Origin of the sequence: Clostridium luticellarii, from assembly GCF_002995845.1 — a bacterium.
GTDB lineage: Bacteria > Bacillota > Clostridia > Clostridiales > Clostridiaceae > Clostridium_B > Clostridium_B luticellarii.
The window spans coordinates 1-26761 of sequence record NZ_PVXP01000001.1; the positions used below are offsets into that span (position 1 = coordinate 1).

General features: G+C 38.2%; 23 protein-coding genes and 2 riboswitches. Of the genes, 6 read left to right on the forward strand and 17 right to left on the reverse strand.

Features of this window, described 5'->3' with window-relative positions:
* Nucleotides 1-556: 556 nt before the first annotated feature.
* Both CLLU_RS19410 and CLLU_RS19415 read left to right on the forward strand, forming a co-directional pair.
* Nucleotides 557-889, forward strand: a complete 333-nt coding sequence (locus tag CLLU_RS19410) for a flavodoxin family protein (protein WP_338078759.1) — start codon at nucleotides 557-559, stop codon at nucleotides 887-889.
* A gap of 55 nt (nucleotides 890-944) precedes the next feature.
* Nucleotides 945-1256 (forward strand): hypothetical protein, encoded by a 312-nt coding sequence (locus CLLU_RS19415; RefSeq protein ID WP_338078760.1) that lies wholly within the window; start codon nucleotides 945-947, stop codon nucleotides 1254-1256.
* Nucleotides 1257-1345: 89 nt separating this feature from the next.
* Here CLLU_RS19415 and CLLU_RS00015 read toward each other — a convergent pair whose 3' ends face one another.
* The 6 genes from CLLU_RS00015 to CLLU_RS00040 form a co-directional block, all read right to left on the reverse strand.
* On the reverse strand, nucleotides 1346-2482 hold the full coding sequence (locus CLLU_RS00015; protein ID WP_106007539.1) for a DUF1648 domain-containing protein: 1137 nt from the start codon (nucleotides 2480-2482) through the stop codon (nucleotides 1346-1348).
* Between the two features lie 16 nt (nucleotides 2483-2498).
* The gene (locus tag CLLU_RS00020; protein WP_106007540.1) at nucleotides 2499-2885 is read right to left on the reverse strand and encodes a GntR family transcriptional regulator; all 387 of its coding nucleotides are present in this window, start codon (nucleotides 2883-2885) and stop codon (nucleotides 2499-2501) included.
* 265 nt (nucleotides 2886-3150) lie between these two features.
* A complete protein-coding gene (locus tag CLLU_RS00025; RefSeq protein WP_106007541.1) occupies nucleotides 3151-4323 on the reverse strand; it encodes a pyridoxal phosphate-dependent aminotransferase in 1173 nt (390 codons plus the stop codon).
* 182 nt (nucleotides 4324-4505) lie between these two features.
* A riboswitch (SAM riboswitch) is annotated at nucleotides 4506-4610 on the reverse strand.
* A 185-nt stretch (nucleotides 4611-4795) separates the two neighbouring features.
* A complete protein-coding gene (locus tag CLLU_RS00030) occupies nucleotides 4796-5026 on the reverse strand; it encodes a type II toxin-antitoxin system MqsA family antitoxin (protein ID WP_106007542.1) in 231 nt (76 codons plus the stop codon).
* A 42-nt stretch (nucleotides 5027-5068) separates the two neighbouring features.
* The gene (locus tag CLLU_RS00035; protein WP_106007543.1) at nucleotides 5069-5926 is read right to left on the reverse strand and encodes a DegV family protein; all 858 of its coding nucleotides are present in this window, start codon (nucleotides 5924-5926) and stop codon (nucleotides 5069-5071) included.
* A gap of 58 nt (nucleotides 5927-5984) precedes the next feature.
* On the reverse strand, nucleotides 5985-6941 hold the full coding sequence (locus CLLU_RS00040) for an AEC family transporter (RefSeq protein WP_106007544.1): 957 nt from the start codon (nucleotides 6939-6941) through the stop codon (nucleotides 5985-5987).
* A 134-nt stretch (nucleotides 6942-7075) separates the two neighbouring features.
* Between CLLU_RS00040 and CLLU_RS00045 the strand changes: the two genes are divergently transcribed.
* Complete coding sequence (locus CLLU_RS00045) at nucleotides 7076-8788, forward strand: hypothetical protein (RefSeq protein WP_106007545.1); 1713 nt, start codon at nucleotides 7076-7078, stop codon at nucleotides 8786-8788.
* Nucleotides 8789-8919: 131 nt separating this feature from the next.
* Nucleotides 8920-9792, forward strand: a complete 873-nt coding sequence (galU, locus tag CLLU_RS00050) for a UTP--glucose-1-phosphate uridylyltransferase GalU (protein ID WP_106007546.1) — start codon at nucleotides 8920-8922, stop codon at nucleotides 9790-9792.
* A gap of 90 nt (nucleotides 9793-9882) precedes the next feature.
* Here the strand turns inward: galU and hemL are convergent, their stop codons facing one another.
* From hemL to CLLU_RS00075, 5 genes are all read right to left on the reverse strand, one after another.
* On the reverse strand, nucleotides 9883-11157 hold the full coding sequence (hemL, locus tag CLLU_RS00055) for a glutamate-1-semialdehyde 2,1-aminomutase (RefSeq protein ID WP_106007547.1): 1275 nt from the start codon (nucleotides 11155-11157) through the stop codon (nucleotides 9883-9885).
* Nucleotides 11158-11175: 18 nt separating this feature from the next.
* On the reverse strand, nucleotides 11176-12387 hold the full coding sequence (gene hemA / locus CLLU_RS00060) for a glutamyl-tRNA reductase (RefSeq protein ID WP_242977443.1): 1212 nt from the start codon (nucleotides 12385-12387) through the stop codon (nucleotides 11176-11178).
* Between the two features lie 115 nt (nucleotides 12388-12502).
* Nucleotides 12503-12682, reverse strand: a riboswitch (cobalamin riboswitch).
* Nucleotides 12683-12719: 37 nt separating this feature from the next.
* A complete protein-coding gene (locus tag CLLU_RS00065; protein WP_106007548.1) occupies nucleotides 12720-15023 on the reverse strand; it encodes a glycosyltransferase family 39 protein in 2304 nt (767 codons plus the stop codon).
* Between the two features lie 11 nt (nucleotides 15024-15034).
* Nucleotides 15035-15454, reverse strand: coding sequence for a GtrA family protein (locus tag CLLU_RS00070; protein ID WP_106007549.1), 420 nt, complete (start codon nucleotides 15452-15454; stop codon nucleotides 15035-15037).
* Nucleotides 15451-16413, reverse strand: a complete 963-nt coding sequence (locus tag CLLU_RS00075; RefSeq protein WP_106007550.1) for a glycosyltransferase family 2 protein — start codon at nucleotides 16411-16413, stop codon at nucleotides 15451-15453. The genes CLLU_RS00070 and CLLU_RS00075 overlap by 4 nt, the downstream gene beginning before the upstream one ends.
* Before the next feature lie 154 nt (nucleotides 16414-16567).
* On the opposite strand from CLLU_RS00075, the gene CLLU_RS00080 reads away from it, so the two are divergent.
* Both CLLU_RS00080 and CLLU_RS00085 read left to right on the forward strand, forming a co-directional pair.
* Nucleotides 16568-17245 (forward strand): response regulator transcription factor, encoded by a 678-nt coding sequence (locus tag CLLU_RS00080; protein ID WP_106007551.1) that lies wholly within the window; start codon nucleotides 16568-16570, stop codon nucleotides 17243-17245.
* A gap of 6 nt (nucleotides 17246-17251) precedes the next feature.
* A complete protein-coding gene (locus tag CLLU_RS00085) occupies nucleotides 17252-18463 on the forward strand; it encodes a sensor histidine kinase (protein ID WP_106007552.1) in 1212 nt (403 codons plus the stop codon).
* 91 nt (nucleotides 18464-18554) lie between these two features.
* Here CLLU_RS00085 and CLLU_RS00090 read toward each other — a convergent pair whose 3' ends face one another.
* The 6 genes from CLLU_RS00090 to CLLU_RS00115 all read right to left on the reverse strand — a co-directional run bounded on the left by CLLU_RS00090 (nucleotide 18555) and on the right by CLLU_RS00115 (nucleotide 26761).
* Nucleotides 18555-20006: a sodium:solute symporter family protein gene (locus tag CLLU_RS00090; protein ID WP_106007553.1), complete on the reverse strand. Its 1452-nt coding sequence runs from the start codon at nucleotides 20004-20006 to the stop codon at nucleotides 18555-18557.
* A gap of 28 nt (nucleotides 20007-20034) precedes the next feature.
* The gene (locus CLLU_RS00095) at nucleotides 20035-20244 is read right to left on the reverse strand and encodes a DUF3311 domain-containing protein (RefSeq protein WP_106007554.1); all 210 of its coding nucleotides are present in this window, start codon (nucleotides 20242-20244) and stop codon (nucleotides 20035-20037) included.
* Between the two features lie 223 nt (nucleotides 20245-20467).
* On the reverse strand, nucleotides 20468-21670 hold the full coding sequence (locus CLLU_RS00100; protein WP_106007555.1) for a M20 metallopeptidase family protein: 1203 nt from the start codon (nucleotides 21668-21670) through the stop codon (nucleotides 20468-20470).
* A gap of 16 nt (nucleotides 21671-21686) precedes the next feature.
* The gene (locus CLLU_RS00105) at nucleotides 21687-22142 is read right to left on the reverse strand and encodes an Lrp/AsnC family transcriptional regulator (protein ID WP_106007556.1); all 456 of its coding nucleotides are present in this window, start codon (nucleotides 22140-22142) and stop codon (nucleotides 21687-21689) included.
* Nucleotides 22143-22410: 268 nt separating this feature from the next.
* Nucleotides 22411-25617 carry a carbamoyl-phosphate synthase large subunit gene (gene carB, locus CLLU_RS00110; RefSeq protein ID WP_106007557.1) on the reverse strand — a complete coding sequence of 1069 codons (3207 nt, stop codon included), beginning with the start codon at nucleotides 25615-25617 and terminating at the stop codon, nucleotides 22411-22413.
* Nucleotides 25618-25711: 94 nt separating this feature from the next.
* On the reverse strand, nucleotides 25712-26761 hold the full coding sequence (locus CLLU_RS00115; protein ID WP_106007558.1) for a carbamoyl phosphate synthase small subunit: 1050 nt from the start codon (nucleotides 26759-26761) through the stop codon (nucleotides 25712-25714).

Sequence of the window (26761 nt, forward strand, 5' to 3'; positions counted from 1 at the left end):
ATTTAGATATATAATTTAATGCTTTTCTTATTTGAAACATTGTATTATTTAAAATTTCTATCTGCTTATTAGAAGGATATATTTGTATTTTAGATGTCACAGTGATTTCTATAAGCTCAACTCCTTTCATTAAAATAATTATATCACATATTTAATGAGATCAAAGAGCTAGGTAATTGCTGGAGGCCTTTCCTTATTTTCTGCCTAAAAATATTTTACTTACTCATCAAAAGGAAAGCGAGGTGAAAGGTGCAAGCAAAGAGTTGCCTATTGACAAGTGGCAAAGATACTCTCACTTATGGAAGTGGGAGTATCCTTGCCACGAAGAGGATGAAATATTTTAACACAACCCATGTCAATTCACAATTCACAATGTACAATGACAATTGACAGTGTACAATTTACAATTATGGTTGCAATTGAGCTGTAATATTGGTAAACTCAATTATATCAAGTAATTCTCAGGCTCAAATGGAGCTTGTTTAAGAGGAATATTGCCCCAAAAGCAACAACCCTGGGATAAATGAGTCAATATACTAAAATTGAGGAGAGGCCTATGAAAATCGTGGTGGTACATGGTACAGAACACAGAGGAAGCACCTATAACATCTGCCAGCTGTTTTTACAAAAACTGCAATCGGAAGCAAGTGAAACCACAGAATTTTTTCTGCCCAAAGACATGCCGGATTTTTGCCGCGGATGCAGTTCATGTTTCACTATAGGCGAAGAAGCATGTCCTCATTACGACCGGGTGAATCCAATCAGCAGAGCAGTTGAAAAGGCGGATCTAATCATCTTTACAAGTCCTGTATATGTATTTCACGCCAGTGGACAGATGAAGACGCTGCTGGATCATTTCGGCTTTCGATGGATGGGTACACCGTCCTAATAAAACAATGTTTTCCAAGATGGCTCTGGTCATTTCGACAGCTGCAGGCGGTGGAATGAAATCAACAATTAAAGATATCGTGGACAGCTTAACTTTCTGGGGGACAGGTAAAATATTTACCTACGGTAAAGCAGTTGCCGCCGTAAACTGGCAGGGTGTAAACGAAAAGAAAAAGATAAAAATCAACCGGGATGTAACAAAATTATCTGCTAAAATTCTACACAGATACGGCAGAGTAAAGCCCAGCTTAAAGGTAAAAATCCTCTTTTATGTTATGCGCTTTATTCATAAAAGATTTTCCTTCAATGCTGTTGATAAAGGATACTGGCAAAACCAGGGATGGCTGGGGCATAAACGCCCCTGGTAGTTTTATTCAATTGACAATTGACAATGCACGATTCACAATTTTCAATTGACAATGCACAATTGACAGTTCACAGTGCACAATTGGCAATTTTAATTTTCAGCAAGAATTGAAAAAACTATAACTGCTATTATAAATACAATCAAGCCTATATATATGGCCATTCCTCCAGGTCTTCCCGCATTTACTGTCCATCCCACACCAAATCTCTTTTCCACAAATATGGATGGATCCTCAGGATTATAATATATGGTGTTTGCCAGTTTCCAAAATTCATCATCATCCTTGTCAGTAAATTCAGATTCAACTTTTCCAGAACCTTGTTCCCCTATTTTTATATTACTTCCTCCCTGTCCGATCTTTATGGATATTACCAGGCTGATCAAAATTGTAAATATGACAAAAGCTATGATGAAAATGCCCACAAACAGGGGTGATATTTTGATTACACCAAATATCTGAATAGTGCCCACAGTTAGAAGCAGATCCACTACCACCGCCAGAAACACCGTGTATATGGACCACATTTTCCTGAACCTCCTGTTCTTTTTCACGGAAATTTCAGGGTTCAAAATATTTGTCTGCTGTTTTGACCAGCCTATGATCTTGTATGTCATGAAAATTATGACAGTTACTGCCATTTGAACGAAAGGCATCTCCCAGATCAGAAATATGGATTTGGTCTGATAACCAGTCACATTTCCTGAAAAATCCCAGTGAGTGGGTACCCTATGCGGCAGAGATGCATAATTTGCATATCCCAAAATTATATTTATCAGTATTATAAATATGGGAATCAGGAAAAGCCAGGGAGACACCAGAGTTTTATCCTTGTCTCTGGAGTAACCTATATCTACTGCCACAGCCTGCTTTTTTCCCTGGAACCAGGAGCCCGTCAACTTAAGAGCTTTAACAGCCCTGTTGGATATCATATATACCAAAAAATTTATAAAGACAAAAGCAAAAACAGTGAACAAAATCACAGCTACATCGGGAAATTCATAATTCAAGAAGCTAAACAGCAGTATAAATGGAATTCCAATCATCAAATTATTTTTTACAAATTGTCTTTTTATGTCTTTGATCTCAGCACTGTCTGTTTTATCCCCAGGTATCCTGACTCCAAATACAATTTCCTTTCTGGTGAAATTCGGTGTCAGTAAGTTGATAACAAGTACCAATAAAAATATAAAAAACAAATATATACATAAGAACAAATTTTCCTTCATAAACATTCACCTGCCTTTATTTATTTTTCACATTGTATTTTTTATATATACTGGAACACAACTTCAATATATCTTCCAATTTATTATCTCTCAAATAGGCTTCGGCCAGCAGATAGCTCAATTCCCTCACCAGCTTTTCATCAAAATTTTCATTGTCCTTAGGGTAGCTCTCATTTACAACAGCTCCCGTCCTTCTGTCTATATTCAAGTATCCATCGGATTTCAATATACTATAGGCTTTATTCACAGTATGAAGATTTATTCCTATATCCTGTGCCATCTGTCTTACAGAGGGCAGACTTTCTCCGGGTTTCAGATCCCCTGCTGCCATTCCCTCTATAATGCTCCTTTTAAGCTGTTCATAGATAGGTATCTCAGATTCAAAATCAATTTTAATTATCATGGCTTACCTCCTATTCTATTTGTTATATATAGTGTATAACAAATAGAATAAAATTGCAACACTTATTCAATGCACAGTTCACAATGCACAATTTATAGTCCATAATTGGCAAAAAAATAAAGTTCAAAGCACAAATATCAGATATCAATTAATGAAGATTTTCTTCATAGTCGAAAATCCACCAAAATTAAACTCTTATATTTGAACTCTGAACTTTCAGTAATCATTCACTGCCTGCTTACGGACCGTACATTATACATTATTACTATTCTCTATAAAATTGAGCTTTTTCCCTGAGTGTTTTAAGCTTTTCAATGGACTTTAAAAGAGTTTCGTCCTTTTTTGCAAAATGCAGCCTTATCAAATAATTCACATCCTCTTTGAAAAAACTTGACCCGGGCACCGCTCCTATTCCAACTTCTTTTGCCAGCCACTCACAGAATTTCAAATCATCTCTCACATTAAATTCCGACACATCTATGAGCACATAATAAGCCCCCTGGGGCTTTACATATTTAAGACCTGCCTCACTCAATCCCTGAAGAAACATATCTCTCTTTTTCGTATACAAATTTTTCAGCCAGCTATAGTACTCCATAGGAAGCTTGAGTCCGGCCACCACTGCTTCCTGAAGTGGTGCCGCTGCTCCCACCGTGAGAAAATCATGTACCTTCCGCACATTCTCTATTATCCTTTCGTCACCTATAACATATCCTATTCTCCATCCGGTTATGGAGTAGGTCTTTGAAAGAGAGCTGCAGCTTAAAGTTCTGTTGAACATACCCGGAAGTGAAGCAAAATAGACGTGTTTATAGGGATCCATCACAATATGCTCGTACACTTCATCGGTTATTACAAAAGAATCATATTTTTCTGCCAGACCAGCTATGAATTTCAGCTCCTCAAGAGTGAACACCTTCCCTGAAGGATTTGAAGGGTTACAGAGTATGAGGGCCTTCGGCTTCTGCTTAAATGCACTTTCAAGTTCAACCCTGTTAAAAGAAAAATCAGGCGGATAAAGTGGAACATAGATGGGCTCCGCTCCGCTTAATATGGCATCAGCAGCATAGTTTTCATAAAAAGGGGAAAACACTATGACTTTATCCCCGGGATTGCAGACAGTCATGACAGAAGCCATCATAGCTTCCGTACTCCCGCAGGTAACTACAATCTGGGTATCCGGATCTATATCAAGTCCCATGAATTTGGACTGTTTTTCTGCAAGAGCTTCTCTCAGATTCTGTGCACCCCAGGTAATGGAGTATTGGTGAGGTCCCTTAAACGCTGCTGTTTTAAGTGCTTCTTCTATTTCCCTGGGAGGATCAAAATCAGGGAAACCCTGAGATAAATTAATTGCTCCGTATTTATCCGATATTCTCGTCATTCTTCTTATAACAGAGTCGGTAAAATTAATCAATTTTCTGCTCAATTCGGGCATTATAACCACATCCTTTCAAATTATTTCATAATACATAAATCAAATGATCTTCAGATTAAGGTGAAGTTTATCCATCAGGCTGATTTTAGTCTGTTGCCGGAAATCATCATTCTCTGAGACAAACATCCTCAAATAAATAAAAAGTCCGGGGATATACCTCAGACTTAAAACCACAAAATATATTCTCATCTTTCAGCTTCTGCTGCAGGATTTAGCACCAATATACAAGTTATGTACTGGTTGCCGGGTCTCAAAGGGCCTGTTCCCTCCACCTCTCTTGATAAGTTCAAGCTTTGTATTCAATTATTTTATTAATTATAATAAATTTAATACATGCTGTCAACAGCCAATTGGATGCAACTTCAATTCGTAATTAGGTTTTATTGAATTATCTATGGTTATATTTTGTTATATTACCTTGGAATTTTGTATCTTTAAATTATATCTGGCATTATTAAGTCATAGAGGTGTATTAAGCTGCCATCTCAGAATAATTTACAACAAATATTTCAGCTTTATTTTTTACGACCTCTTCAATTATTTTTTCTAATTTTAATGCTACATCATTTTCAATGAAATATTCCCCGCATTGTTTACAAACATTTGCTGGAACATCTTTAATTATAATAATATGTCCATTTAAGTCTACAATATGATTAACTTTACCACGAGCTAGCCTAGACTTACATAAAATACAATTCATATAATTATCTCCTCCTCGTTCTCAAAGACTTCATATACAGTTTCAACTGGATTCAATTTCCATATAACATATGCCAACGGTTCCAGGTCCTGAATATACACCCACTATGGGACTTATCTGACCTATCATATATGTATTTTTCACATTGGGCAGTATTGAAATCCTCCTGCATATGCTTTCCGCATCTTCCCTGGCATTGCCATGGGCTATATACACATCACAGGGGGATTTGCTTAAAAACTCTCTTCCTATGTCTATCATCTTGTTCAATGATCTTTTTCTGCCCCTCACTTTACCGCAGGTGAAACATATACCTTGGTTGTCATCAAAATACACTATGGGTTTTATGTCCAAAGCTTCACCTATGATTCCTGATATTGCCCCTATGCGGCCTCCTTTTCTGGCATATTCCAGAGTCCCAAAGACAAAAAAGAAATGCATCCTCTTCTTTATTTCAGGTATGCAGTGTACAATCTCCTTAAAACTTTTGCCCCGATCTATAAGTTTTCCACACTCCTTCAAAATTATGCCTTCTCCAAGAGAGGTTGATTTGGAATCATAAACATATGTGGATAACTTTTCATGCCTTCCGCTTACCATCTTAAGGGCATTATATGTGCCGGAAAGTCCGCTGGAAATGGTAACTGCTATTATATGGGTATAATTTTCATTCTCCAGCTTGTTAAAAACATTTTCCATATCGTCTATGGAGGGCAGGGAGGATTTGGGAATTTCCACCTTCATATTATCATATACTTCTTTCGGAGTAATCTGAAGCTTATCTATGTATTCCCTATGTTTATATATAATCCTGAAAGGTAATATTTCTATGTTGTATTTTTTCACGGTTTCATCATCTATATCACAGGCAGAATCCGTCAAAAGTGCAATCTTTTCCATAATTTTCTCCTCCTACTCAATTTAGATTATATCATACCAAAGGTAAAATATTCAAACTCTAGAAAAGAGACAGACTTTTAAGAAGAAATATGCCTATAAATATGGTGAACATGGAGAAAAATGTAGTGAGTATTACAACATCTCCTGTAAGCTTGTAATCGGAATTCATTTCCTTTGCCATTATATAGCAGGAGACTGCAGAAGGCGCAGAAAACAATATAAATACGGCCCCCAGATCATATTTTCTAAATCCCAGTAAAAAAGCCAGGGTAACCACTATAAAAGGTATTACTACAAGCCTTCCCGCCGTAGCTATCAGTGAGTATTTCAAATTTTCTCTTACACTCTTAAACTCAAGCTGGGCACCTAATGTTATAAGAGCCAATGGGGTTCCAAGAGAAGCCACATCTGAAACCGTTCTTTCGAGAAACAAAGGCAGTTTTATGGAAAACAGCTGAAAAATTATACCCAGGAAAGATGCTATAATAAGAGGGTTTTCCACTATCTCCAGCAGAGTATATTTGATTTTACTTCCTAAACTGTTCTTGTCACCTCTTTCATCAAAAGCTGCCAAAACTAGCACTGCAAAAAAATTATAGGTGGGAATGGCTATGGGAAGTAAAATGGATATAGGCCCCATATGGGATTTCCCAAGCATGTACATCCCCATTGGAACACCAAGGAGCACAAAATTTCCCCTGTATATGGTGTGTATCATGGCAGAGGCTCTTTTCTTGTCCTTGATAAATAAAGGTACAATGATCCAAAGCAGAAATACAGAACCTGATATACACAAAAACACAAACAGCATGAGTTTAATATTTATTATACTGGTCAATTTGGACAAGTATATATTTTCAAACAGCAGTGTGGCCAATCCAACTCTAAAATTAAACTTTACAGCAGTATTTATAAATCTATCATCTATAAGTCCAATTTCTTTTATAAAATATCCCAAAGCAATTACAAGAAATATGGGCATTATTACATTGAAGCTAAAAATCAAATTATCCAATGGTCCAACCTCCAGGTCAATTGAGAACATACTCTAATCGTTCATTTATTTTAAGATTATTTTAAGTTTCATCTTAGAAGATATATGTATAATTATATCCCTATACAGGATTTCAGAAAAGGAGTTTTAATAATATGGAAAAAACATTTTCAAAACAATCCCTGTTTAAAATAATTTTGATTTTTTTAATGGCATTATCACTTTTACTCTCCATCTACAGTATAAAAAATTACAAGTCCAGTTCCTTTCCTCAAAATACAACAGGACAATTTAGAAATTTCAACGGGCAGAACGGCCAGCCGGGGAATAGAAACGGCAGTATTCAAAAGGGTCAGCCGGGAAATGCAAGCGGCAGCGCTAAAAACCGTCAATCCGGAAATACAAACAGTGGTGCTCAAAACCACCAATTTGGAAATGCCAACGGTGCTGCTCAAAACAGCCAGCCGGGAAATACGAACGGCGCTACTCAAAACCGTCAGCCTGGAAATACAAATCAACCGGCAGGACAAAATATGCAGTTTGGATCATCTTCAAAAAGCAAGTTTGCACCACTGCTCACTGTATATTTTGCGGCATTTTTGATTGTGTGCGCATACCTCTATCATATTTTCATCCGAAAAAAAAGAAAGATAAATTTAAAAGACATTGGATTCATAATTTTTTCAATGCTGTTTATAGGATTTTTCTCGAGGATTGCACTGTCCACACTCATGGAGGGATATGGCGGAGACATAAGACTGTTTCAGAGCTGGGCTTCCTCTGCAGCAAATAGCCTGTCCCAGTTTTATGTGAATACAAAATCCAGCGATTATCCGCCCCTCTACATATATATACTGGCCTTAATAGGTAAGGCATCCAGCATAGGTTTTTTACAATCCCACTATGTTCTGCTTTTGAAACTGCCTTCAATAATAGCAGACTGTACAACAGCTTACTTCATATTTAAACTGGCACAAAAGCATATTTCTCCTGCAGCAGGCATTATCCTTGGTTCATTTTACATTTTCAACCCGGCAATCTTTATGGATTCAGCACTTTGGGGACAAGTCGATTCATTTTTCACACTGTTCATAGTGATTTCACTGTTTTTACTGTCTGAAGGTAAAATTGTACTTTCCTCTGTATTCTTTACCTGCTCGGTACTCATGAAACCCCAGGGAATAATATTTTTGCCCGTGCTCTTTTTTGAAATCATAAGGAAAAGAAATGTGAAAATATTTATTAAAGCAGCCGTCTCCGCTCTGGCCACAGCTATAATAGTGATACTTCCCTTTTCAGCAGGCCAGAACTGGCTGTGGATTTTTAAATTGTATGCAGGTACCATATCTGAATATCCCTATGCTTCTGTAAATGGCTTTAACTTTTTCAACTTGATGGGCGCAAATTATGAAAAAAATACAAATATATTCTTCATATTCAGTTACAAAATATGGGGAATGGCCGCTATCACTGCAATTACAGCATTTTCTCTAGTAATCTACATGAAATTCAAAAACAATAAATGTGCCTTCTCCTGTGCACTTGTCCAAATTGCAGGTGTATTTACCTTTTCCGTGGGAATGCATGAAAGATATCTGTTCCCCGCTGCCGCCCTGTCAATTCTGGCCTTTATATATTTAAAAGACAAAAGGCTGCTCATACTGTCGGCAGGATATGCCGTTACAATCTACGGCAACATATATTACGTGCTCTTTAGAGCCTCGGGAAGCATGATGAACTCCAACTCGCACAGCCTTGTCGGAGACGGCATTTCCCTGCTGAATATAATATTGTTTTTCTACCTGGCAAAGATACTGGTCGATATCACCTTCAAAGGGAAAACCGTCAATTGTTTGAAGTCACAATAAGGTGATTTCTGAAAATGCATTCAGCACTTATTCCATATTTTTAAGAAGCTTTTAAGATTAAAAGTGAAAAATATATGTATAGAGAGGAGTGAGTTTTTAATGGAAATACTTCTTTCCATTAAAGTTAAAGTATGAAAATAAGAAAAGCTATTATCCCCGCAGCCGGTCTGGGTACAAGGTTTTTACCGGCAACAAAGGCACAGCCGAAAGAAATGATGCCTATAGTAGACAAACCAACCATACAGTATATAGTGGAAGAAGCTGTATTTTCCGGAATTGAAGAGATACTCATAATTACCGGAAAAAACAAGAGATCCATAGAAGATCATTTCGATAAATCCGTGGAACTGGAAGATGAACTGGAAAAGAGCAACAAAACAAATCTGCTGAGGCTTGTCCAAAATATATCCAGCATGACGGATATATACTACATAAGACAAAGAGAACCAAAGGGACTTGGTCATGCAGTAAGCCTGGCTAAAAATTTTATAGGAAATGAACCTTTTTCCATAATGCTGGGAGATGACATAGTAGACAGCCCTGTACCCTGTCTGAAACAGCTTATAGACTGTTACCAAAATCACAGCGGTTCCATATTGGGAGTGCAGCAGGTAGCTGAAAGTGCCATCTCCAAATACGGTATTGTTGATGGAATAAAAATTCAGGACAGGGTTTACAGAGTCAGAGACATGGTGGAAAAACCCGCTTTGAAAGATGCCCCTTCAAATATTGCAATTTTGGGAAGATATATAACCACTCCAAAAATATTTGACATTCTGGAAAGGACAAAGCCTGATAAAAAAGGAGAAATACAGCTCACAGATGCACTTAGAACCCTTTCAAAAATTGATCCCGTATATGCCTACAATTTCGAAGGTAAAAGATATGATGCCGGAGACAAGCTGGGATTCCTGGAAGCAAATATACACTATGCCTTAAAGAGAAATGACCTCAGGAAAGAACTGATGGAATATCTGGACGGCATAATGGAAAAATCCCTCTGAATAAAATGTGTGCACTGACCTATCCCTTAACTTTGCAAAACGAAAGCAGAGACAGATCAGTGCACGAAAAAATCAAGTTATTCTCAAATATCAAATTTCAAAGGAATCAAAGGCCTCTAAAAATCTGTCAATATCTTGTTCAGTGTGTTTCACGCTTAAAAACACAGCTTCAAATTGTGAAGGGGCAATATATATTCCCCTGCTTATCATATGTTCAAAATATTTTGCAAAAATATCCTGACGGCATTTTTTAGCATCACTGTAATTTTTCACTTCGGAAGCTTCTGTAAAAAACAGTGCAAACATGGCGCCGCACCTGTTCATCACTACAGGTAAGTTCTTCTTTTGAGCTATTTTTCTTATTCCATCCACCAGTTTCTGCCCGAGTTTTTCAATCTGAACATAGTACTGGGGGTAATCATGAAGCTTTTTCAAAGTGGCGAGGCCTGCAGCCACTACAATAGGGTTTCCCGACATGGTACCAGCCTGATACACAGGTCCAAGGGGCGAGAGTTTTTCCATTATATCTTTTCTTCCGCCATAAGCTCCACAGGGAAGACCCCCTCCTATGATCTTTGCCATGGTTGTAAGATCCGGCTTTATCTTGTAGATGCTCTGTGCACCTTTATAAGCAACTCTAAATCCACTCATGACCTCGTCGAATATGAGAAGGGATCCATTTTCATCACACAGTCTTCTAAGGCCCTTTAAGAAATCTTCGTCACCGGGAATCACACCCATGTTCCCCGCTACAGGCTCCACTATGACTGCAGCAATATCACTGCCATGTTTTTCAAAGATGCTTTCCACACTTGAAATATCGTTGTACTGAGCCACCAGAGTATTTTTTATGCTGTCATCAGGAACTCCTGCGCTTCCCGGGATTCCTTCCGTCATAACTCCAGAACCTGCTTCAACCAGGAAATCATCAAAATGTCCGTGGTAACAGCCTGCAAATTTTATTATTTTATTCCTTCCCGTATATCCTCTTGCAAGCCTTACAGCGCTCATGGTAGCTTCTGTACCCGAATTCACCATTCTCAGCATTTCTACATTGTCCACGGTACTGCATATATATTTGGCCAGTTCCAGTTCAGGCTCCGTAGTTGCTCCAAAGGATATGGCCTTTTCACTGGTACTCTTTATGGCTTCCACCACATCAGGATCACAGTGTCCCAAAATCATGGGACCCCAGGAACATACAAAGTCTATGTACTCGTTCCCATCTTCATCGTATATATGAGATCCACTGCCTTTTTTTATCACGGGTGGATTCATGGCAACATCTTTAAATGCCCTCACCGGACTGTTTACTCCCCCGGGCATATATAGCTTGGACTCATTAAATATATCATCGTTTCTCATTATCAATCATCTTCCTTATCAACAAAATATTTTATTTATAAGTTTCATGTACTCCTCTTCCTTGCCTTGAAGTTTTCCCTCTTTCAAAACATTTATGGCCCTGTTTATATACACCTTGGCGGTACTCTGTATCATGGTCTCCACAAGCACTTCGTTGTCTTTGGTATACCTCTTGTTTCTAAAAGTTTTTATTCTCCTCTCACATACCTGGTCTCCAAAACTTTTTATCTTCTGTATCTCAGGAGAAATCTCATCCAAAGACTGCCATTTAAAAAATTCATCTATGGCTTCCTCAATAATATACCTGTACTTTTCCATTTTTTCTTTCCTCAGCATCTTGTTGTTCTCGTCAATGGCACTTATATGATCTATATCATACAAGTTGACACCTGGAAGCGTACTTACATCCTTGTCTACATCCCTGGGTACTGCCAAATCAAATATGAGAAATTTTTTAGGGGGAAGTTCAGCTTTTGAAATTATGCTGTGAGGCGCAGACGTACAGCTTATGATACAATCCACAGCTTTATAATAGTTCTTTCTCTCATCAAAAGTTATGAACTTAACCCATTCGTAATTTCTGTAAACCTTATCTACCTTATTCAGATTTCTGACTGCCACATATACAACTTCCGCATTTAAGGAATTCAAATACTTAAGAACAAGCTGCCCTATTTCACCAAAACCCAAAATCATATATTTTTTCATATTCCTTTTTTCAGCTTCCCTGACTGCTATAGAAGGCACAGATACAGGGATCTTGTATATTTCACAGACATTTTTAAATTTTTTGCCACAGGTTATGGTATTTTGAAACAGCCTCTGAAGCTGTCCCTTTATGGTCCTGTTCTCCACAGCAGCACTATAAGCGGTCTTAATCTGCCCCAGTATTTGATCCTCTCCCAAAATTTTGGAATGAAACCCACAGCTTACCTCCATCAGATGTTTGACAGCATCTTTATCCTTTACATAAAATATATATTTTTCAAGCTTTTCATCCCAGCCAAGGCAGTTGAACAATTCATGAACAAGAACCTGTCCCTGCAAATTGGAATCCACATAAACTTCTGTCCTGTTACAGGTACTTAAAATCAACACATTTCCTGTAATAGCGTAAATATTTTTTAGTTTTTGGGCAAGCCTTGCTGCTACAATAGAAAATTTTTGTCTTATTTCAATATCGCATTCACTCTTTACTCCAATAAGCTGTATAATTTTTATCACCTCCATCTATAAAAAATCCTTTTAACCAAAGTGTTAAAAGGATTTTTCAAAACCAATATCTGATTGCACATTCCTGTAAAATAATTCATCAATATAAGCCCCCTCTATCACTTGTAGAGTTAAATGGTGCAAAGTGCAGGCAGGTCTTCTGACTTAAGATTCATCATTCAAGGTATGCCTTCCCGGTTCCCCAGTGGCCTACTTCACCTAAATTCATCTAACACAGCTACAGGATAGTTCAGGACTTTTACCTGATTCTCTTTTAATTATTCATACTCAAACCTACACCTGTTATTAAATTCTACTTTAATTATAAACACTATTAATGAAAGATTCAACTATTTTATAGTTCCTTTTAGATCATAAAGTGACTGGGAATTCATTCCCATTCCTCCAAATCCATTTCCCCATGAATTTTTGTTTTCCACGTTATTGTCTTCATTGGTTCCATCAGATCTGCTAGTATTGGCAGCTTCATCTGTGCCTGAAATTTCATTTGTTCCCTCAGCTTTACCTGTTTCTTCAGTTGCACTGCTTCCGGAAGATGTAGTATTTTTCCACTGACTTTCCGGGACAAGTTTTCCGTTTTTCTGAACCCAGCTCATTATATCCTGTGAGTCTCTTCCCATTCCGCCTGTCAGTACATATCTTATCTCGCCTTTTTTCACCATTTCCTTGAACTGATTTAAAGTAAGTATTTTATCCGATCCGGAAAATCCTCCAAGAGGCATTATACTTTTACCACTTTCAATTATCATACTGGCTCCGGCATTGGAACTGGAAACCACAAGGGCATATCTTTCATTTTCAACATGACTGTCAAGAAATTCTATCAATTTTTTATTTTCACTGCTTGATCCATTTCTCCCCCCCGAATTTCTCATAAAATCTCCGGAACTGCTGTTTGACAAAAGTTCCAGACCTGCTGCAGGCATACTTCCATTTACACCGTGAACCACAGCAGCGGAAGATCCTAAGGCTGGTGTTACAAGTATTCCCACAAGGGCAAGCACAGAAAGTGCTTTTGCAAAATTGATATTCTTTCCCACATTCAAATTATCTCTCTTTATCAATCTATAAATTATAAGCAGGGCCGAAGAAGCAAAACACAAGGTCACAGCTGCTATGATCGCACCTTTGGCTGCTGCAGGGAGACTGCTGGCAAAATAGGACAACATAAGCAGATGTACCAGTCCTTCCACAATAAAAGCTGCGGGTAGAAGCCACGCTTTTGCACCGCTTTCTCTGTAGAGCTTCCACATGTAAGTGATACCTATGCCTGACAGTGCTGCAATTGGCGGCGCCATCATAGTGAGATAGTATTGATGAAATAGTCCTTTTGTATAGCTGAAATATATGAATTCCGGCAAAAGCCACAATATCCACATCACCAGATCCAATTTTTTCTTACTGTCAAAGGGAAACTTCAGCTTTTCAACTATGGCTGCAGCAATAAATCCAAATATGGACAAAGGCAGGAACCAAACTATCTGATCAGAGAGTACATTTTTGGAGAACAATCTGGTAACACCGGCTTCAGTCTGACCTCCAAAATTCCCTGAAAGTCCATTTCCTCCCGGTCCACCGGTACCTCTTCCCTGTGCTCCTCCCATTCCTTCTCCTGCTCCAGGTGGCATCTGCGATTGATTCCCTCCATTCTCACCGGAACTGCCATTCTGGAACTGCCCTCCGCCAGTTCCAGAAGATCCTCCCGGCGGCTGCATCATTGCTCCCCCTGGATTATTCCCATTCTGGGGCATGTTCTGCGTATTGGAGGAACTGCTGTTTTGTCGAAAACTGTTCCTGTTTCCTTCCTGTCTGTTTCCTCCCGGGCCGCCTCCCATACCTCCGTTGGTGCTGCTGAGCCTTTCAAGTCCATTGTGTCCGAATATCAATTCCATGACGGTATTGTTTGTACTACTTCCAACAAAAGGTCTGCTTGAAGAAGGAACCATATCCACTGCAAACGCCCAGCACAGAGATACTGCCACAAGCACAACAGTACTTACAATAAGGTGTTTCAATCTTTTTTTCAAAGGTGCCGCAGTGGAGATCAAATAGGTAATGTATATGGCAGGGATAACCATATAGGCCTGCAGCATCTTTATATTAAATCCCACACCTACAAGTACAAGGCTTATGAGAAGATATTTGAATTTTCCCTTTTCTGCGGCTCTGGACAAAAACATGCAGGCAAAAAGCAGCGTCATAACCAGAAGATTGTCTATGGTATTGTTTCTGCTGGCAGCCACAAAAACCGGTGTGATTGCGAGGCACAGTGCCGAAATAAGTGCTGAGATCTTTCCAAAAGATCTTTTTACTATATAATATAAAACCACAACGGATATCACCCCTGCAAGGGCCTGAGGAAGCAATATGCTCCAGCCGCTGAAGCCGAATATTTTTGCAGATATGGCCTGTATCCAGAAACCCAGCGGAGGTTTGTCAAGGGATACAAATCCACCAGGATCAGAGGCTACAAAGAAAAAATTTCTAAAACTTGCAAGCATGCTTTTTACACCAGCTGCATAGTAACTATTCCCATACCCCTCTATGCCCAGGTTGGCAAAATTCAGTACTGCAGATATAAGGATTATTGCGAACAATGCAAATCTTTCTCTTGTAAATTTTATATTTTTCATAACTTCACTCCTCAATTGAAAACCCATAATTTATATAATAAGAAATTTACTGCCTGAGCTGTGAATGTAGCTGCTATTTTCGATACATATACATTGACATTGAAATTACTCACCAGAAACTTCATCATCACTACTGTTATAAAAAGTGATGCAACGTTCACCAATATAAATTGTATCAATTCACTTAAAATATTCTTGTCTGAATTTCTTCTTTCAAAAGTCCATTTCCTGTTGAATACAAAGCTGTTCGCCACACCACAGCTGTAACCTATAACCTGGCTTGTAGTGTAATACAGTCCAATTGCACTCTGGCACAGGGTAAACACCATAAAATCCACTACTGTGTTTAAAACACCTGTAGTAGAAAACCTGCTCAGTAATTTAAGTCTCCCATTAAAAATAAAATTCATATTCCTAATCAGCTGGTTCATATTTTTTTCTGCTCACCTCTTTTTCCAATTATACTTTCAATAATATAATTTGGCCTTCCCCTGCTCTCATCAAAAATACGGCCTATATACTGGCCTATTATGCCCATACAGGAGAGCACAATTCCAAACATGATCAAGTCAATGGAAATGACAAATTGAAAATTCACAGGATTCAACCCATTTGCCGCAGCTTTTATAAAATTCACTATAAGCATAATTATTCCAATAAAAAAGGATATTCCTCCCAGATAACCCGAGAATATAAGCGGTTTATAGGAAAAAGAAGTTATGCCGTCAAAAGCCAGTTTGAACATTTTTTTAAGAGGATACTTGGTATCTCCTGCAAATCTTTCCTGTCTTACAAATTCCACATAGGTCTGCCTGTATCCAATCCAGCTCACAAGACCCCTTACATACCTGTTTTTTTCCGGCAGGGAATTTAGGACATCACATACTCTTCTGTCTATAAGCCTGAAATCTCCGGTATCCACAGGAATGTCAATGCTGGTCATACTCTTTAAAATCCTGTAAAAGGCTCCTGCTGTAAATTTTTTAAAAAAGGACTCCCCCTTTCTCTGGAACCTTTTTCCATATACCACGTCATAGCCATCTTTCCACTTCTCAATCATCTTCAGGATAACTTCAGGCGGATCCTGAAGATCCGCATCTATTACCACAACTGCCTCTCCTGACGACACCCTCATGCCTGCAGTTATGGCAGGCTGATGCCCAAAATTTCTTGAAAAGTTTACAAGCTTTATATTTTCATCTTCACCGCATATATTTTCTGCTTTTTCACGGGTCCTATCTGAGCTTCCATCATTTACAAATATGATCTCGTAAGCTTCTGAAGCGGCATCCATAACCTTTTTAAGCCTTTTATAACTTTCTTCTATCACCAATTCCTCATTATACAGAGGCACCACCACAGAATAGACAATATTTCGATTTTGCTGCATTTTATTCACCTCAATTTTCGGGAGTTTCATTTTCTATAATAATTTTGGAGTTTTAACCTTAAAAGATCCTTAAAAAGAGCGATAAATTTATAAATCTTTAAAATCCTGCACTCATGGGGTATAATCATACTATAATCAATAACGAGGTGAAATTATGAGATTGCTTTTAATTGAAGACGAAGTCATGCTTTCGGATGCCCTGGTATACATACTCAAAAAGAACAACTACAGCGTAGATGCGGTCTACGACGGAATTCAGGGCGAGGAAATGGCTGAAACTCAAATATATGACGTGATAATACTGGACAGAATGCTCCCGGGCAAAAACGGCATAGATGTTCTGAAAAACATCCGTAAAAATAAAATTCAGACACCGGTTATCATACTCACTGCCATGGACTCCGTTTCCAACAGGGTGGAAGGTCTGGACAATGGAGCAGATGATTATCTTATAAAACCTTTTTCTACAGAAGAGCTGCTGGCCAGAATAAGGGCCCTGGGAAGAAGGCATGTAGATTTTATCCAGGATGATAACATAAAATTATCTTCTCTTATTTTCGATCCCCTAAAAGGTGAAATTGAATGCGGTGAAAAAAAGATAAAACTCACTGCAAAGGAATCCCAGCTTCTGGAACTGCTGGTGCGTAACAAAAACCAGGTACTCACCAAGGATCAGATTCTGGACAGAGTATGGGGTATAGACTCCAATGTGGAAATGAACAACAATATCGAAGTATATTTTTCCTATCTCAGGAAAAAATTAAGAGAGCTGAACTGTGGTGTGAAAATTGAAACAATCAGGGGTATCGGCTACTGCCTAAAAGAGGTTTAATTAAATATGTTTAAAAAATTAAAGGTAGAATTGGTATTAATTAACTTAATACTGACAAGTATTGTACTGATAACCATATTTTCAGGAATATACATATTGATGGACAGAAGCTTTGAGCGCTCCTCCTACGCTAAAATGGCAAAGACAGCGGAGATGGAAAGTATACCGCCTTTCACCCCCCGAAACAGGAATATGAATCCCATGGAGAGCTTTTATGTGAAGACGGATGATATGGGGAATATAATTGAAGTATCTCAAAATTCTTCTCTGGATAAAGACGCATACGAAACCATGCTGAAAGATATTCTGAAAAGCAATGACTCAAGAGGAAATGTAAACTACAAGAATTACAGTCTCAGGTATTTAAAGGTTCCCAAACATTACGGCTTCATGGTGGTTTTCCTTGAAAGAACCTCAGACAATGAAATACTTCACCAATTGATCATAATATCCATAATCGTCTGCATAATAAGTCTTGTACTGGTATTCATCATAAGCCTGTTTCTCGCCAACGTATCCTTGAAGCCAATTATAGATGCCTGGAAAAAGCAACAGGCTTTCGTGGCAGATGCATCCCATGAACTTCGCACACCTCTGGCGGTCATAACCACAAATCTGGATATAGTTCTTGGAAACAGAAGTGAAACCGTAGAAGATCAGAGCAAGTGGCTTGGAAATATAAAGCTGGAAACAACCCGGATGACTAAACTCATAGAGGATCTGCTCTACCTTGCCAGATCCGATTCTTACCAGAAGGCATTGATTTTCTCCCGTTTTGATCTCAGCAGTGCAGTAACTCAGTCAATAATTCCTTTTGAAGCTGTAGCCATAAAACAGGGGATATCCATGACATCTAATATTGAACCTGGAATAAATTTCTCGGGAAATGAGGGCCGTATTAAACAGCTCATGGCAATTTTAATTCACAATGCCATTAAACATACTCCCTCTGGAAAATCCATCAGGGTAAACCTGTGCAGATTAAAAAACAAGATTCAAATAACTGTACAGGACACGGGAGAGGGCATAGCCCCGGAACATATAAATAAAATATTCGACAGATTCTATAAAGTGGATAAGGTCAGAACAAGGGCCAGTGGAAATTTCGGTCTGGGGCTTTCCATCGGGAAATCCATAGTCAGAGAACACCATGGAAATATAAGTGTGTCCAGTACACTGGGCAAAGGTTCTACCTTCAAGGTGATTTTACCCTGCTAATTAATAGGGACTGACCCCCTCCCATTTTATGGGAGGGGGTCAGTCCCTTACTTGTACTAGAAAACTTTTTATTCCACTTTATGGAATGGGGTCAGTCCCCTGCTTGTACTAGAGCTGTCTTGTTCTTATTTGTCAAAAGACTTACTATGAGTAAAACTACGGTGTTTGCCACCAATGCCACAAATCCTGCATTCCACCCATGGAAAGGATCCATCTTGTTGAGCATCAGGTAGAATACCAAAAATTCTCCCACTATAATACCTGCAAAGGCACCCTGCTTTGTTACACCTTTCTTCCAGAACAATGAAAGCACCACAATAGGGAAGAATTGTGTAACTCCAGAATAACCGGTAAGCAGTAAATTAACAAGCATATTTGGCATGAATATTGCCATTATCAGCGAAATAAATGTCAATACTATAACCACGGACTTTGACAACCTATTGATAAACTGACTGTCTGCATTTTTACCTATAGTCGCCCCGTAAATGTTGTGGGAGATCAGTACGGACGATGCAAGCAGCAGATCCGCTGCAGGCACCATTGAAGCAAGTGCACCGGCACCTCCGATTATTCCAACTGCCCAGCCCGGAAAAGTCTTCAACGAAAGTGATATAAATGCCATATCACCAGTTTTTAAACCGGGAATTACCATAAATGCAGCAAATCCAACTAACATTGGGAATATTAAACATAATGAATACAATGGCAGAAAAACTGCATTATGTTTCAGCACTTTAGGATCTTTGGCACTGAAACTATCTGCAAAAATATGAGGCCACATGTAAAATCCCATGGAGGTCAATAAAACCGTGGTCATAAACCAGGATACTCCCATGGTCTTCGTACCGCCCGGCAGAGTTAAAAAACCCGGATTTGCAGAATTTAAACTATGAAACATACCGGATATACTTCCAAAATAATGTACCGGTATGTAGATACCAAATACAACCATAGCCACAGCCATAATTATGTCTTTTATTACCGCAGTGGATGCGACACCTTTAAGTCCGCTTATATATACAAAGGCAGCCACCAAGATAAAAGCAATAACCATGGCTGTAACTCTTCCCACCACCCCTGAAGAAGCCGCCTGAATTATAATTCCAAGAGCTGTAATTTGAAGCTGCAAATACGGAAGAACAAAAATTATTCCTATTATGGCTACAAGTATTCCTAAAGATTTGCTGTTGTATTTATAGCTTATAAAATCAGCTTGTGACAAAAACTTGTGTTTCTGACCTTCTCTGGAAATTGCGGGCAGTATATAATAAGAAATAAGAAATGCCAGTCCGCTGTAAGCCAGTATATAAAAAGTAGGACCACCCTTGGTATATGCCCATCCACTTGCCCCTAAAAATGCAAAGGAAGTGTATATTTCTCCCGCCAGAACAAACCAATTCAAAAATCTTCCAAAGCTACGTCCTCCAACTGCCCATCCTTCCAAATCCAATTTTTCCCTGGTCCCTGGTATAATTCCGATTATCACAGTAGCTATGATGAAAATAAAAATTATAGCCAGTACTTGTACAGTATTTCCCATTTTGAAATTTCTCCTCTCATTAAAAATGTCATTGATTCTTTTTGTCTAAATTTTCATTTTTAAAATCCAGATGATACATGACGGCAATACATATGGTGGCAACAAATACTCCCATAAGCTCCCAAAATGCCAAAAACGGCAGTCCCAGTACAAATGGATCCACCCTGTTTACAAAAGGTATTGCAAATACCGACCATATAAATGGTATTATAAAAAGAATAACTTTAATTAATTTCATAAAACTCACCTTCTTTTATTAAATATTTATGAATATGACTTTTTTATTTTTCACCACTAAGGTATAATATAAACACCACGTAATATAAAATACCTTAGGGAGTTTTACATACAAAAAAGGAATGTTTCCAATTAGATAAAGATCAAATTGGAAACTAAAGGTAAAATACTGACAATATTTTATCTTGCCCTTTTAACTCTCTATGATCTAATTACATTTCATTCTAGAATTTTTCAAGCAATTTTAAAGCTGCATTGCTCATAACTTCCATTCCATAGCAGAGTGCCTTCTCATCTATGTCATATTTAGGATGATGCTGAGGATATATTATTCCTTTTTCACGATTTCCCACACCTACAAAAATAAAGCATCCCGGTATCTTCTGCAAATAATATGAAAAATCTTCACTGCTCATAAAAGGATTTATAGGATGGGCTTTATCACCTATTATTTCCCTTCCAGCTTTCAGCACAATGTCTGTAACCTGTGGATCATTGTCCACTACATAAGTACAAACATTCTTTTTAATATGACAATGAGCTCCTGTCATCTCACTTATGTGTTCCACAATTTTTTTGATGTGTATGAAAACCTGCTTACGAATTTCCTCATCCAATGTTCTGATAGTACCCTTCAATACTGCCTTTCCTGCTATGGCATTGTATACACGCCCTGAATTAAAAACACCAACTGATACAACTGCCTGTTTCATAGGATCTACGTCCCTTCCCACAATTGTATTCAATGCCACTACAACTTCAGAAGCCGTAAGTATGGAGTCTATTGTCTGCTGCGGCATAGAGGCATGTCCTGCTTTACCCTCGATACTTATTTCAAATTCATCACTTGCACCCATCATAGGTCCGGATGATATTCCCACAGTTCCGATTTTAAGAGGCTGCCATAAATGTGCCCCTATAACAGCATCTACTCCGTCCAGTCCACCGTCTTTTATAATGGCGTCTGCTCCGGAACCATCACTTACTTCTTCCTCACTGGGCTGGAATATGAACCTGATATTTCCCTTGATTTTATCACGCACTTCATATAAAATTTTTGCAACTCCAAGAAGCATGGATATATGTCCATCATGTCCACATGCATGACATGCACCTGGATTTTGGGATTGATATGGTTTGCCGCATTCATCATCTATGGCAAGTGCATCAATATCTGCACGAATTGCTATGGTTTTTCCCGGTTTACCGCCCTTTAAATCTGCAATTACACCAGTTCCGCCGGCTTTTCTGATATCCAGTTCCTTCAACGTACCCAATATTTCAATGATCTTTTTCTGAGTGTTAAATTCCCTTTTGCTGATTTCAGGATGCATGTGAAAATATCTCCTAAACTCCACTACCTCGGGATAATATTTTTCAGCCAATTCCTTTAAATCTCCAACATCTTCTACTTGTACTGTATTCATAAAAAAACCTCCTAATTCATTTAACCTTATCAGGTAATGTTAAATTAACCTTTTTTACTGTAGAAAGTACGATTATTGCTTTAACTCTTTCTATTCCATCAATATATTTTATTCTGTGGAGAATTTTTTGAAGAGTTTCTGTATCCCTGGTAACAACTTTGAGCATGAAATCAAAATCGCCTACAAGGTAACTATATTCTACAATTTCATCTTCATTTTCAATTATCTTTATAAATTTATCCGTAAAAACCGGATCCTTCAAGCTCACAAATAATATGGAAGTTAGATTCTTGTTGAATTTTTTATTGTTTACAATTATTGTATATTTTTTAATCACACCTGAATTATATAATTTTTTCAATCTATCGCTTACAGCAGGTATAGATAAATTTATAATATTACTGATCTCTGAAATTGAAATTCTGGCATTTTTCTGCAATAATTTTAATATCCTGATATCAATATTGTCCATATTAAAAAACCTCTCCGCAATCTATAAGATAGATTATATCCCTTATACCAAGTTGATTAAATACGATCCAACTAATTGCATAAAAATTAATGTATTTTATTCTTATATCCTTAATTTTTTAACAATTTATAAACATATACAGCGTTAATTTTAAAATTTTAATGCATTTACTTTACAACAGCACATTCGTAAATGACAGTTTATTATTTATGAATATAATAATTTAATATTTTATCAATTATTTATCTGAATATTTAATAAAACTCTACTAATTATATTCAGAAAATACTTGTAAATTATTATCATCCAGGTGTCTGCCCATTACATAAGCCATAGCTCTGAAAGTATCCAGAGAAGTTATAACTTCTATATTTCTTTCCACCGCTGCCCTTCTTATATGAAACCCATCCCTGGTGGAATCATTTCCTTTAGTAGGTGTATTTATTACCATATCAACTTCTTCATTTTTAATGATATCTATTATATTAGGATTTATTTCATGCATTTTTCTCACTTCTTTTACTTCAATTCCATTATTTCTTAAAAGCTCTGCTGTATTTTTAGTAGCCATAAATTTAATACCCATTTTATGGATTTCTCTTGCTATGGGCAAAAATTCTTCTTTATCATGATCTCCTATGGTTGCAAGTATGATTCCTTTTTTCATACTGGAAAACATTCCTGCAGCTATAAATCCTTTGTAAAGTGCTCCTGTAAGAGTGGTTGACACTCCCAGCACCTCACCTGTGGATCTCATTTCAGGTCCCAGAGAAACCTCCACGTTTGGGAGTTTCTGCGTAGAAAACACAGGAACTTTTACAGCTACTATATCCGGCTCCTTTGAGATACCCACTCCATATCCAATATCCAAAAGTTTTTCACCCAGAGTAACCCTGGTTGCAATGTCAACTATAGGAACTCCGCTCACCTTGCTTATATAGGGAACCGTTCTTGAAGCTCTCGGGTTTACTTCTATTACATAGAGATTTCCCTTGTATTCTATAAACTGTATATTTATCATTCCCTTTATACCTATGCCAAGTGCAAGTTTCACGGTATAGTCCAGTATTTTTTTCTTCATTTCATCACTTATGTTCTGGCTTGGATACATGGTTATACTGTCTCCGGAATGAACTCCTGCCCTTTCAAGATGTTCCATAATTCCCGGTACCAGCACATTTTCTCCATCACATATGGCATCTACTTCTATTTCTCTTCCCATAAGATATTTGTCTATCAGTATGGGATTCTTTTTATCTTTTCTAAAAGCCATGGACAGATAATAGGAAAGCTCCTTTTCATCATAAGTTATTTCCATGCCCTGCCCTCCAAGTACATAAGAAGGCCTTACCAGGACCGGAAATCCAACTCTCTGTGCCTCTTCAATACCTTCCTCTACAGACCATACACCTTTTCCTCTGGGTCTCTGGATATCCAATTTCTGCAGCAGCAGGTCAAATTTTTTCCTGTCTTCTGCCACATCTATCTGATCTGCAGTAGTACCCAAAGTTATTATTCCCTTTTCCTTTAAAAATTCTGCCAGTTTTATGGCAGTTTCTCCTCCGAACTGCAGTATCACTCCATAGGGTTTTTCCTTATCCAGTATGCTGAGCACATCCTCTTCCGTTATAGGCTCAAAGTAAAGCTTATCTGAAATATCAAAATCCGTGCTCACGGTTTCAGGATTATTATTTATTATTATAGTTTCTATATTTAGCTTTTTAAGAGTTTTTATACAGTGTACTGAAGCATAGTCAAATTCTATGCCCTGACCTATCCTGATTGGACCGGAGCCTATTACCACAACTTTCCTGCCGGAGGAAACCTGAACTTCATCATACTTTTCGTAGGTAGAATAGTAGTAAGGTGAAAGAGCTTCAAATTCACCTGCACAGGTATCCACCATTTTATAGGAAGGAGTTATGTTCCATATTCTCCTGAGCCTGTAGATTTCATCTGGTGAAACCACAAGCATATCCGCTATTCCCTTGTCAGAAAATCCCTTTCTTTTAAGCACTGCCAGCCGCTGCTTGTTTAGATCTCCTATACTGCCGGATTTCAATTTTTCCTCTTCATCTATTATCCATTTGAATTTTCGTATAAAAAACATATCCATACCGGTGAGTTCTGCTAACTTTTCCATTTTATATTTCCGTCTTAAAAGTTCCGCCAGTGCAAATATCCTTTCATCATCAGGATATTTTATACTGTCTTTAAGCTGTTCCATGGTAAAACTTTTAAATTTCTTATAGTCCAGAGAATAGGCTCCCAGTTCAAGAGATCTTATTCCCTTTAGAAAAGCAGCTTCAAAATTACTGCCTATTGCCATTATTTCACCTGTGGCCATCATCTTAGTTCCAAGTTCCCTGTCTGCACTTTCAAATTTGTCAAAAGGCCATTTTGGTATTTTTATAACCACATAATCCAGAGAAGGCTCGAAGCAGGCATAGGTTTTCCTGGTAACTGCATTTTTTATTTCATCCAGATTATATCCAAGAGCTATTTTGGCTGCCACTTTTGCAATGGGATACCCTGTGGCCTTGGAAGCAAGAGCAGATGAACGGCTGACCCTGGGGTTTATTTCTATAACCGCATACTGGAGGGAATGTGGATTAAGTGCCAGCTGTACATTGCAGCCGCCTTCTATTTTAACTTCATTTATTATGTCTATGGATGCAGTTCTCAGCATCTGATACTCCTTGTCCGACAGTGTCTGGCTTGGAGCCACCACTATGCTGTCTCCTGTATGAATCCCCACCGGGTCTATATTTTCCATATTGCACACCGTTATGCAATTTCCCGCGGCATCCCTCATGACCTCATACTCTATTTCCTTCCATCCTTTTATGCTCTTTTCCAGCAGTACCTGTCCTATGGAGCTGAGCTCAAGTCCCGATTTCAGTATTATCTCCAATTCCTCTTCAGTTTCTGCTATTCCGCCGCCGGTACCGCCCAAAGTATAGGCAGGTCTGACTATTACAGGATATCCTATTTTATCTGCAAATTTTTTCCCGCTCTCAACATCAGTTATAATTTCACTTTCCACCACGGGCTGGCCTATCCTGTTCATGGCCTCCTTGAACAACTCCCTGTCTTCACCCTTTTTTATGGATTCTATGGAAGTACCTATTATGTTTACGTGGTACTTTTCAAGTATTCCGCCTTCATGCAGTTCCAAGGCAAGATTCAGGGCTGTCTGTCCACCCATACATGCCAGCAGGCTGTCGGGTCTTTCTTTATCTATTATTTTTTCCACAAATTCTACCGTAAGAGGTTCTATATAGACCTTGTCCGCTACCTCCCTGTCCGTCATTATAGTAGCAGGATTGCTGTTTACAAGTATTACCTCGGCTCCCTCTTCTCTCAGTGATTCACAGGCCTGGGTTCCTGAATAATCAAATTCGGCTGCCTGTCCTATGATTATTGGTCCGGATCCTATTACAAGTACTTTTTTAATATCTCTATTTAAAGGCATGATGCCACTCCTTCCTACAATTTACAATTTACAATTAAAAATTTACAATACACAGCTGCCAACTGTTAACTTTCAATTGTCATCTGCCATCTGACTAAAGTGCATACTTCATAAATTCATGAAATATATAGTTGTTGTCCTCCGGTCCAGGACACGCTTCTGGATGAAACTGCACGGAAAATATAGGCAGGGTTTTGTGCTTCATTCCCTCTATAGTACCGTCATTCAGGCTCACGTGGGTTATCTCCATGGTTTCAGGTAACTTGTTCACATAGTAACCATGATTCTGGGAGGTTATCCTGACTTTACCGGTTGTAAGATCTTTTACAGGATGGTTGCACCCCCTGTGGCCAAATTTGAGTTTTGCCGTAGTTCCCCCAAGCGCCAGTGCCAGAAGCTGATGTCCAAGACATATTCCCACAATGGGCTTTTTACCCAGGAGCTTTTTTATATTTTCTATCTCAGACTTCAAATCACCTGGATCTCCCGGTCCATTTGACAAAAATATCAAATCGGGATCAATGGCAAGTATATCTTCCGACTTTGTGTTTGATGGAAACACCGTCACGCTGCATTGTCTGTCTACAAATGCTTTTATCATGCTCTTTTTAATGCCAAAATCCAAAACTGCTATACTTTTCTTTCCTCTTCCCACTGTATACTTTTCCTTTGTACTCACTTCAGATACTGCATCCTTGTTGGAAAAGGATGCAATTGTACTTTTTACAGTATCAAAATCCAGATTTTCCCCGGTTATGATTCCCTTCATAGTACCCCTTGATCTCAATATCTTGGTAAGCTCTCTGGTGTCAATTCCGGAAAGTCCCACAATTTTATTCGTTTCAAGATAGTCATCAAGCTCTATTTCCGATTTGAAATTACTGGAATAATCACATATTTCTCTTACAATGAGGCCTTTCACTTTTGGTGAATCTGATTCCAGATCATTTAAATCAACTCCGTAGTTCCCAATAAGAGGATATGTCATGGTCACTATCTGCCCATAATAGGAAGGATCTGTAAGTATTTCCCCATAACCTGTCATTCCTGTATTAAATACCACTTCACCTGTACTATCCTGCAGATATCCAAAAGCTTCTCCTTGAAATACATCTCCATTTTCCAATATAAGTTTTGCTTTCAT

Coding starts and splice junctions, on each gene's coding strand:
- CLLU_RS19410 (WP_338078759.1), top strand. CDS start 557: ATGAAAATCGTGGTGGTACATGGTACAGAACACAGAGGAAGCACCTAT.
- CLLU_RS19415 (WP_338078760.1), top strand. CDS start 945: ATGAAATCAACAATTAAAGATATCGTGGACAGCTTAACTTTCTGGGGG.
- CLLU_RS00015 (WP_106007539.1), bottom strand. CDS start 2,482: ATGAAGGAAAATTTGTTCTTATGTATATATTTGTTTTTTATATTTTTA.
- CLLU_RS00020 (WP_106007540.1), bottom strand. CDS start 2,885: ATGATAATTAAAATTGATTTTGAATCTGAGATACCTATCTATGAACAG.
- CLLU_RS00025 (WP_106007541.1), bottom strand. CDS start 4,323: ATGCCCGAATTGAGCAGAAAATTGATTAATTTTACCGACTCTGTTATA.
- CLLU_RS00030 (WP_106007542.1), bottom strand. CDS start 5,026: ATGAATTGTATTTTATGTAAGTCTAGGCTAGCTCGTGGTAAAGTTAAT.
- CLLU_RS00035 (WP_106007543.1), bottom strand. CDS start 5,926: ATGGAAAAGATTGCACTTTTGACGGATTCTGCCTGTGATATAGATGAT.
- CLLU_RS00045 (WP_106007545.1), top strand. CDS start 7,076: ATGGAAAAAACATTTTCAAAACAATCCCTGTTTAAAATAATTTTGATT.
- galU (WP_106007546.1), top strand. CDS start 8,920: ATGAAAATAAGAAAAGCTATTATCCCCGCAGCCGGTCTGGGTACAAGG.
- hemL (WP_106007547.1), bottom strand. CDS start 11,157: ATGAGAAACGATGATATATTTAATGAGTCCAAGCTATATATGCCCGGG.
- hemA (WP_242977443.1), bottom strand. CDS start 12,387: ATGGAGGTGATAAAAATTATACAGCTTATTGGAGTAAAGAGTGAATGC.
- CLLU_RS00065 (WP_106007548.1), bottom strand. CDS start 15,023: ATGAAAAATATAAAATTTACAAGAGAAAGATTTGCATTGTTCGCAATA.
- CLLU_RS00070 (WP_106007549.1), bottom strand. CDS start 15,454: ATGAACCAGCTGATTAGGAATATGAATTTTATTTTTAATGGGAGACTT.
- CLLU_RS00075 (WP_106007550.1), bottom strand. CDS start 16,413: ATGCAGCAAAATCGAAATATTGTCTATTCTGTGGTGGTGCCTCTGTAT.
- CLLU_RS00080 (WP_106007551.1), top strand. CDS start 16,568: ATGAGATTGCTTTTAATTGAAGACGAAGTCATGCTTTCGGATGCCCTG.
- CLLU_RS00085 (WP_106007552.1), top strand. CDS start 17,252: ATGTTTAAAAAATTAAAGGTAGAATTGGTATTAATTAACTTAATACTG.
- CLLU_RS00090 (WP_106007553.1), bottom strand. CDS start 20,006: ATGGGAAATACTGTACAAGTACTGGCTATAATTTTTATTTTCATCATA.
- CLLU_RS00095 (WP_106007554.1), bottom strand. CDS start 20,244: ATGAAATTAATTAAAGTTATTCTTTTTATAATACCATTTATATGGTCG.
- CLLU_RS00100 (WP_106007555.1), bottom strand. CDS start 21,670: ATGAATACAGTACAAGTAGAAGATGTTGGAGATTTAAAGGAATTGGCT.
- CLLU_RS00105 (WP_106007556.1), bottom strand. CDS start 22,142: ATGGACAATATTGATATCAGGATATTAAAATTATTGCAGAAAAATGCC.
- carB (WP_106007557.1), bottom strand. CDS start 25,617: ATGCCTTTAAATAGAGATATTAAAAAAGTACTTGTAATAGGATCCGGA.
- CLLU_RS00115 (WP_106007558.1), bottom strand. CDS start 26,761: ATGAAAGCAAAACTTATATTGGAAAATGGAGATGTATTTCAAGGAGAA.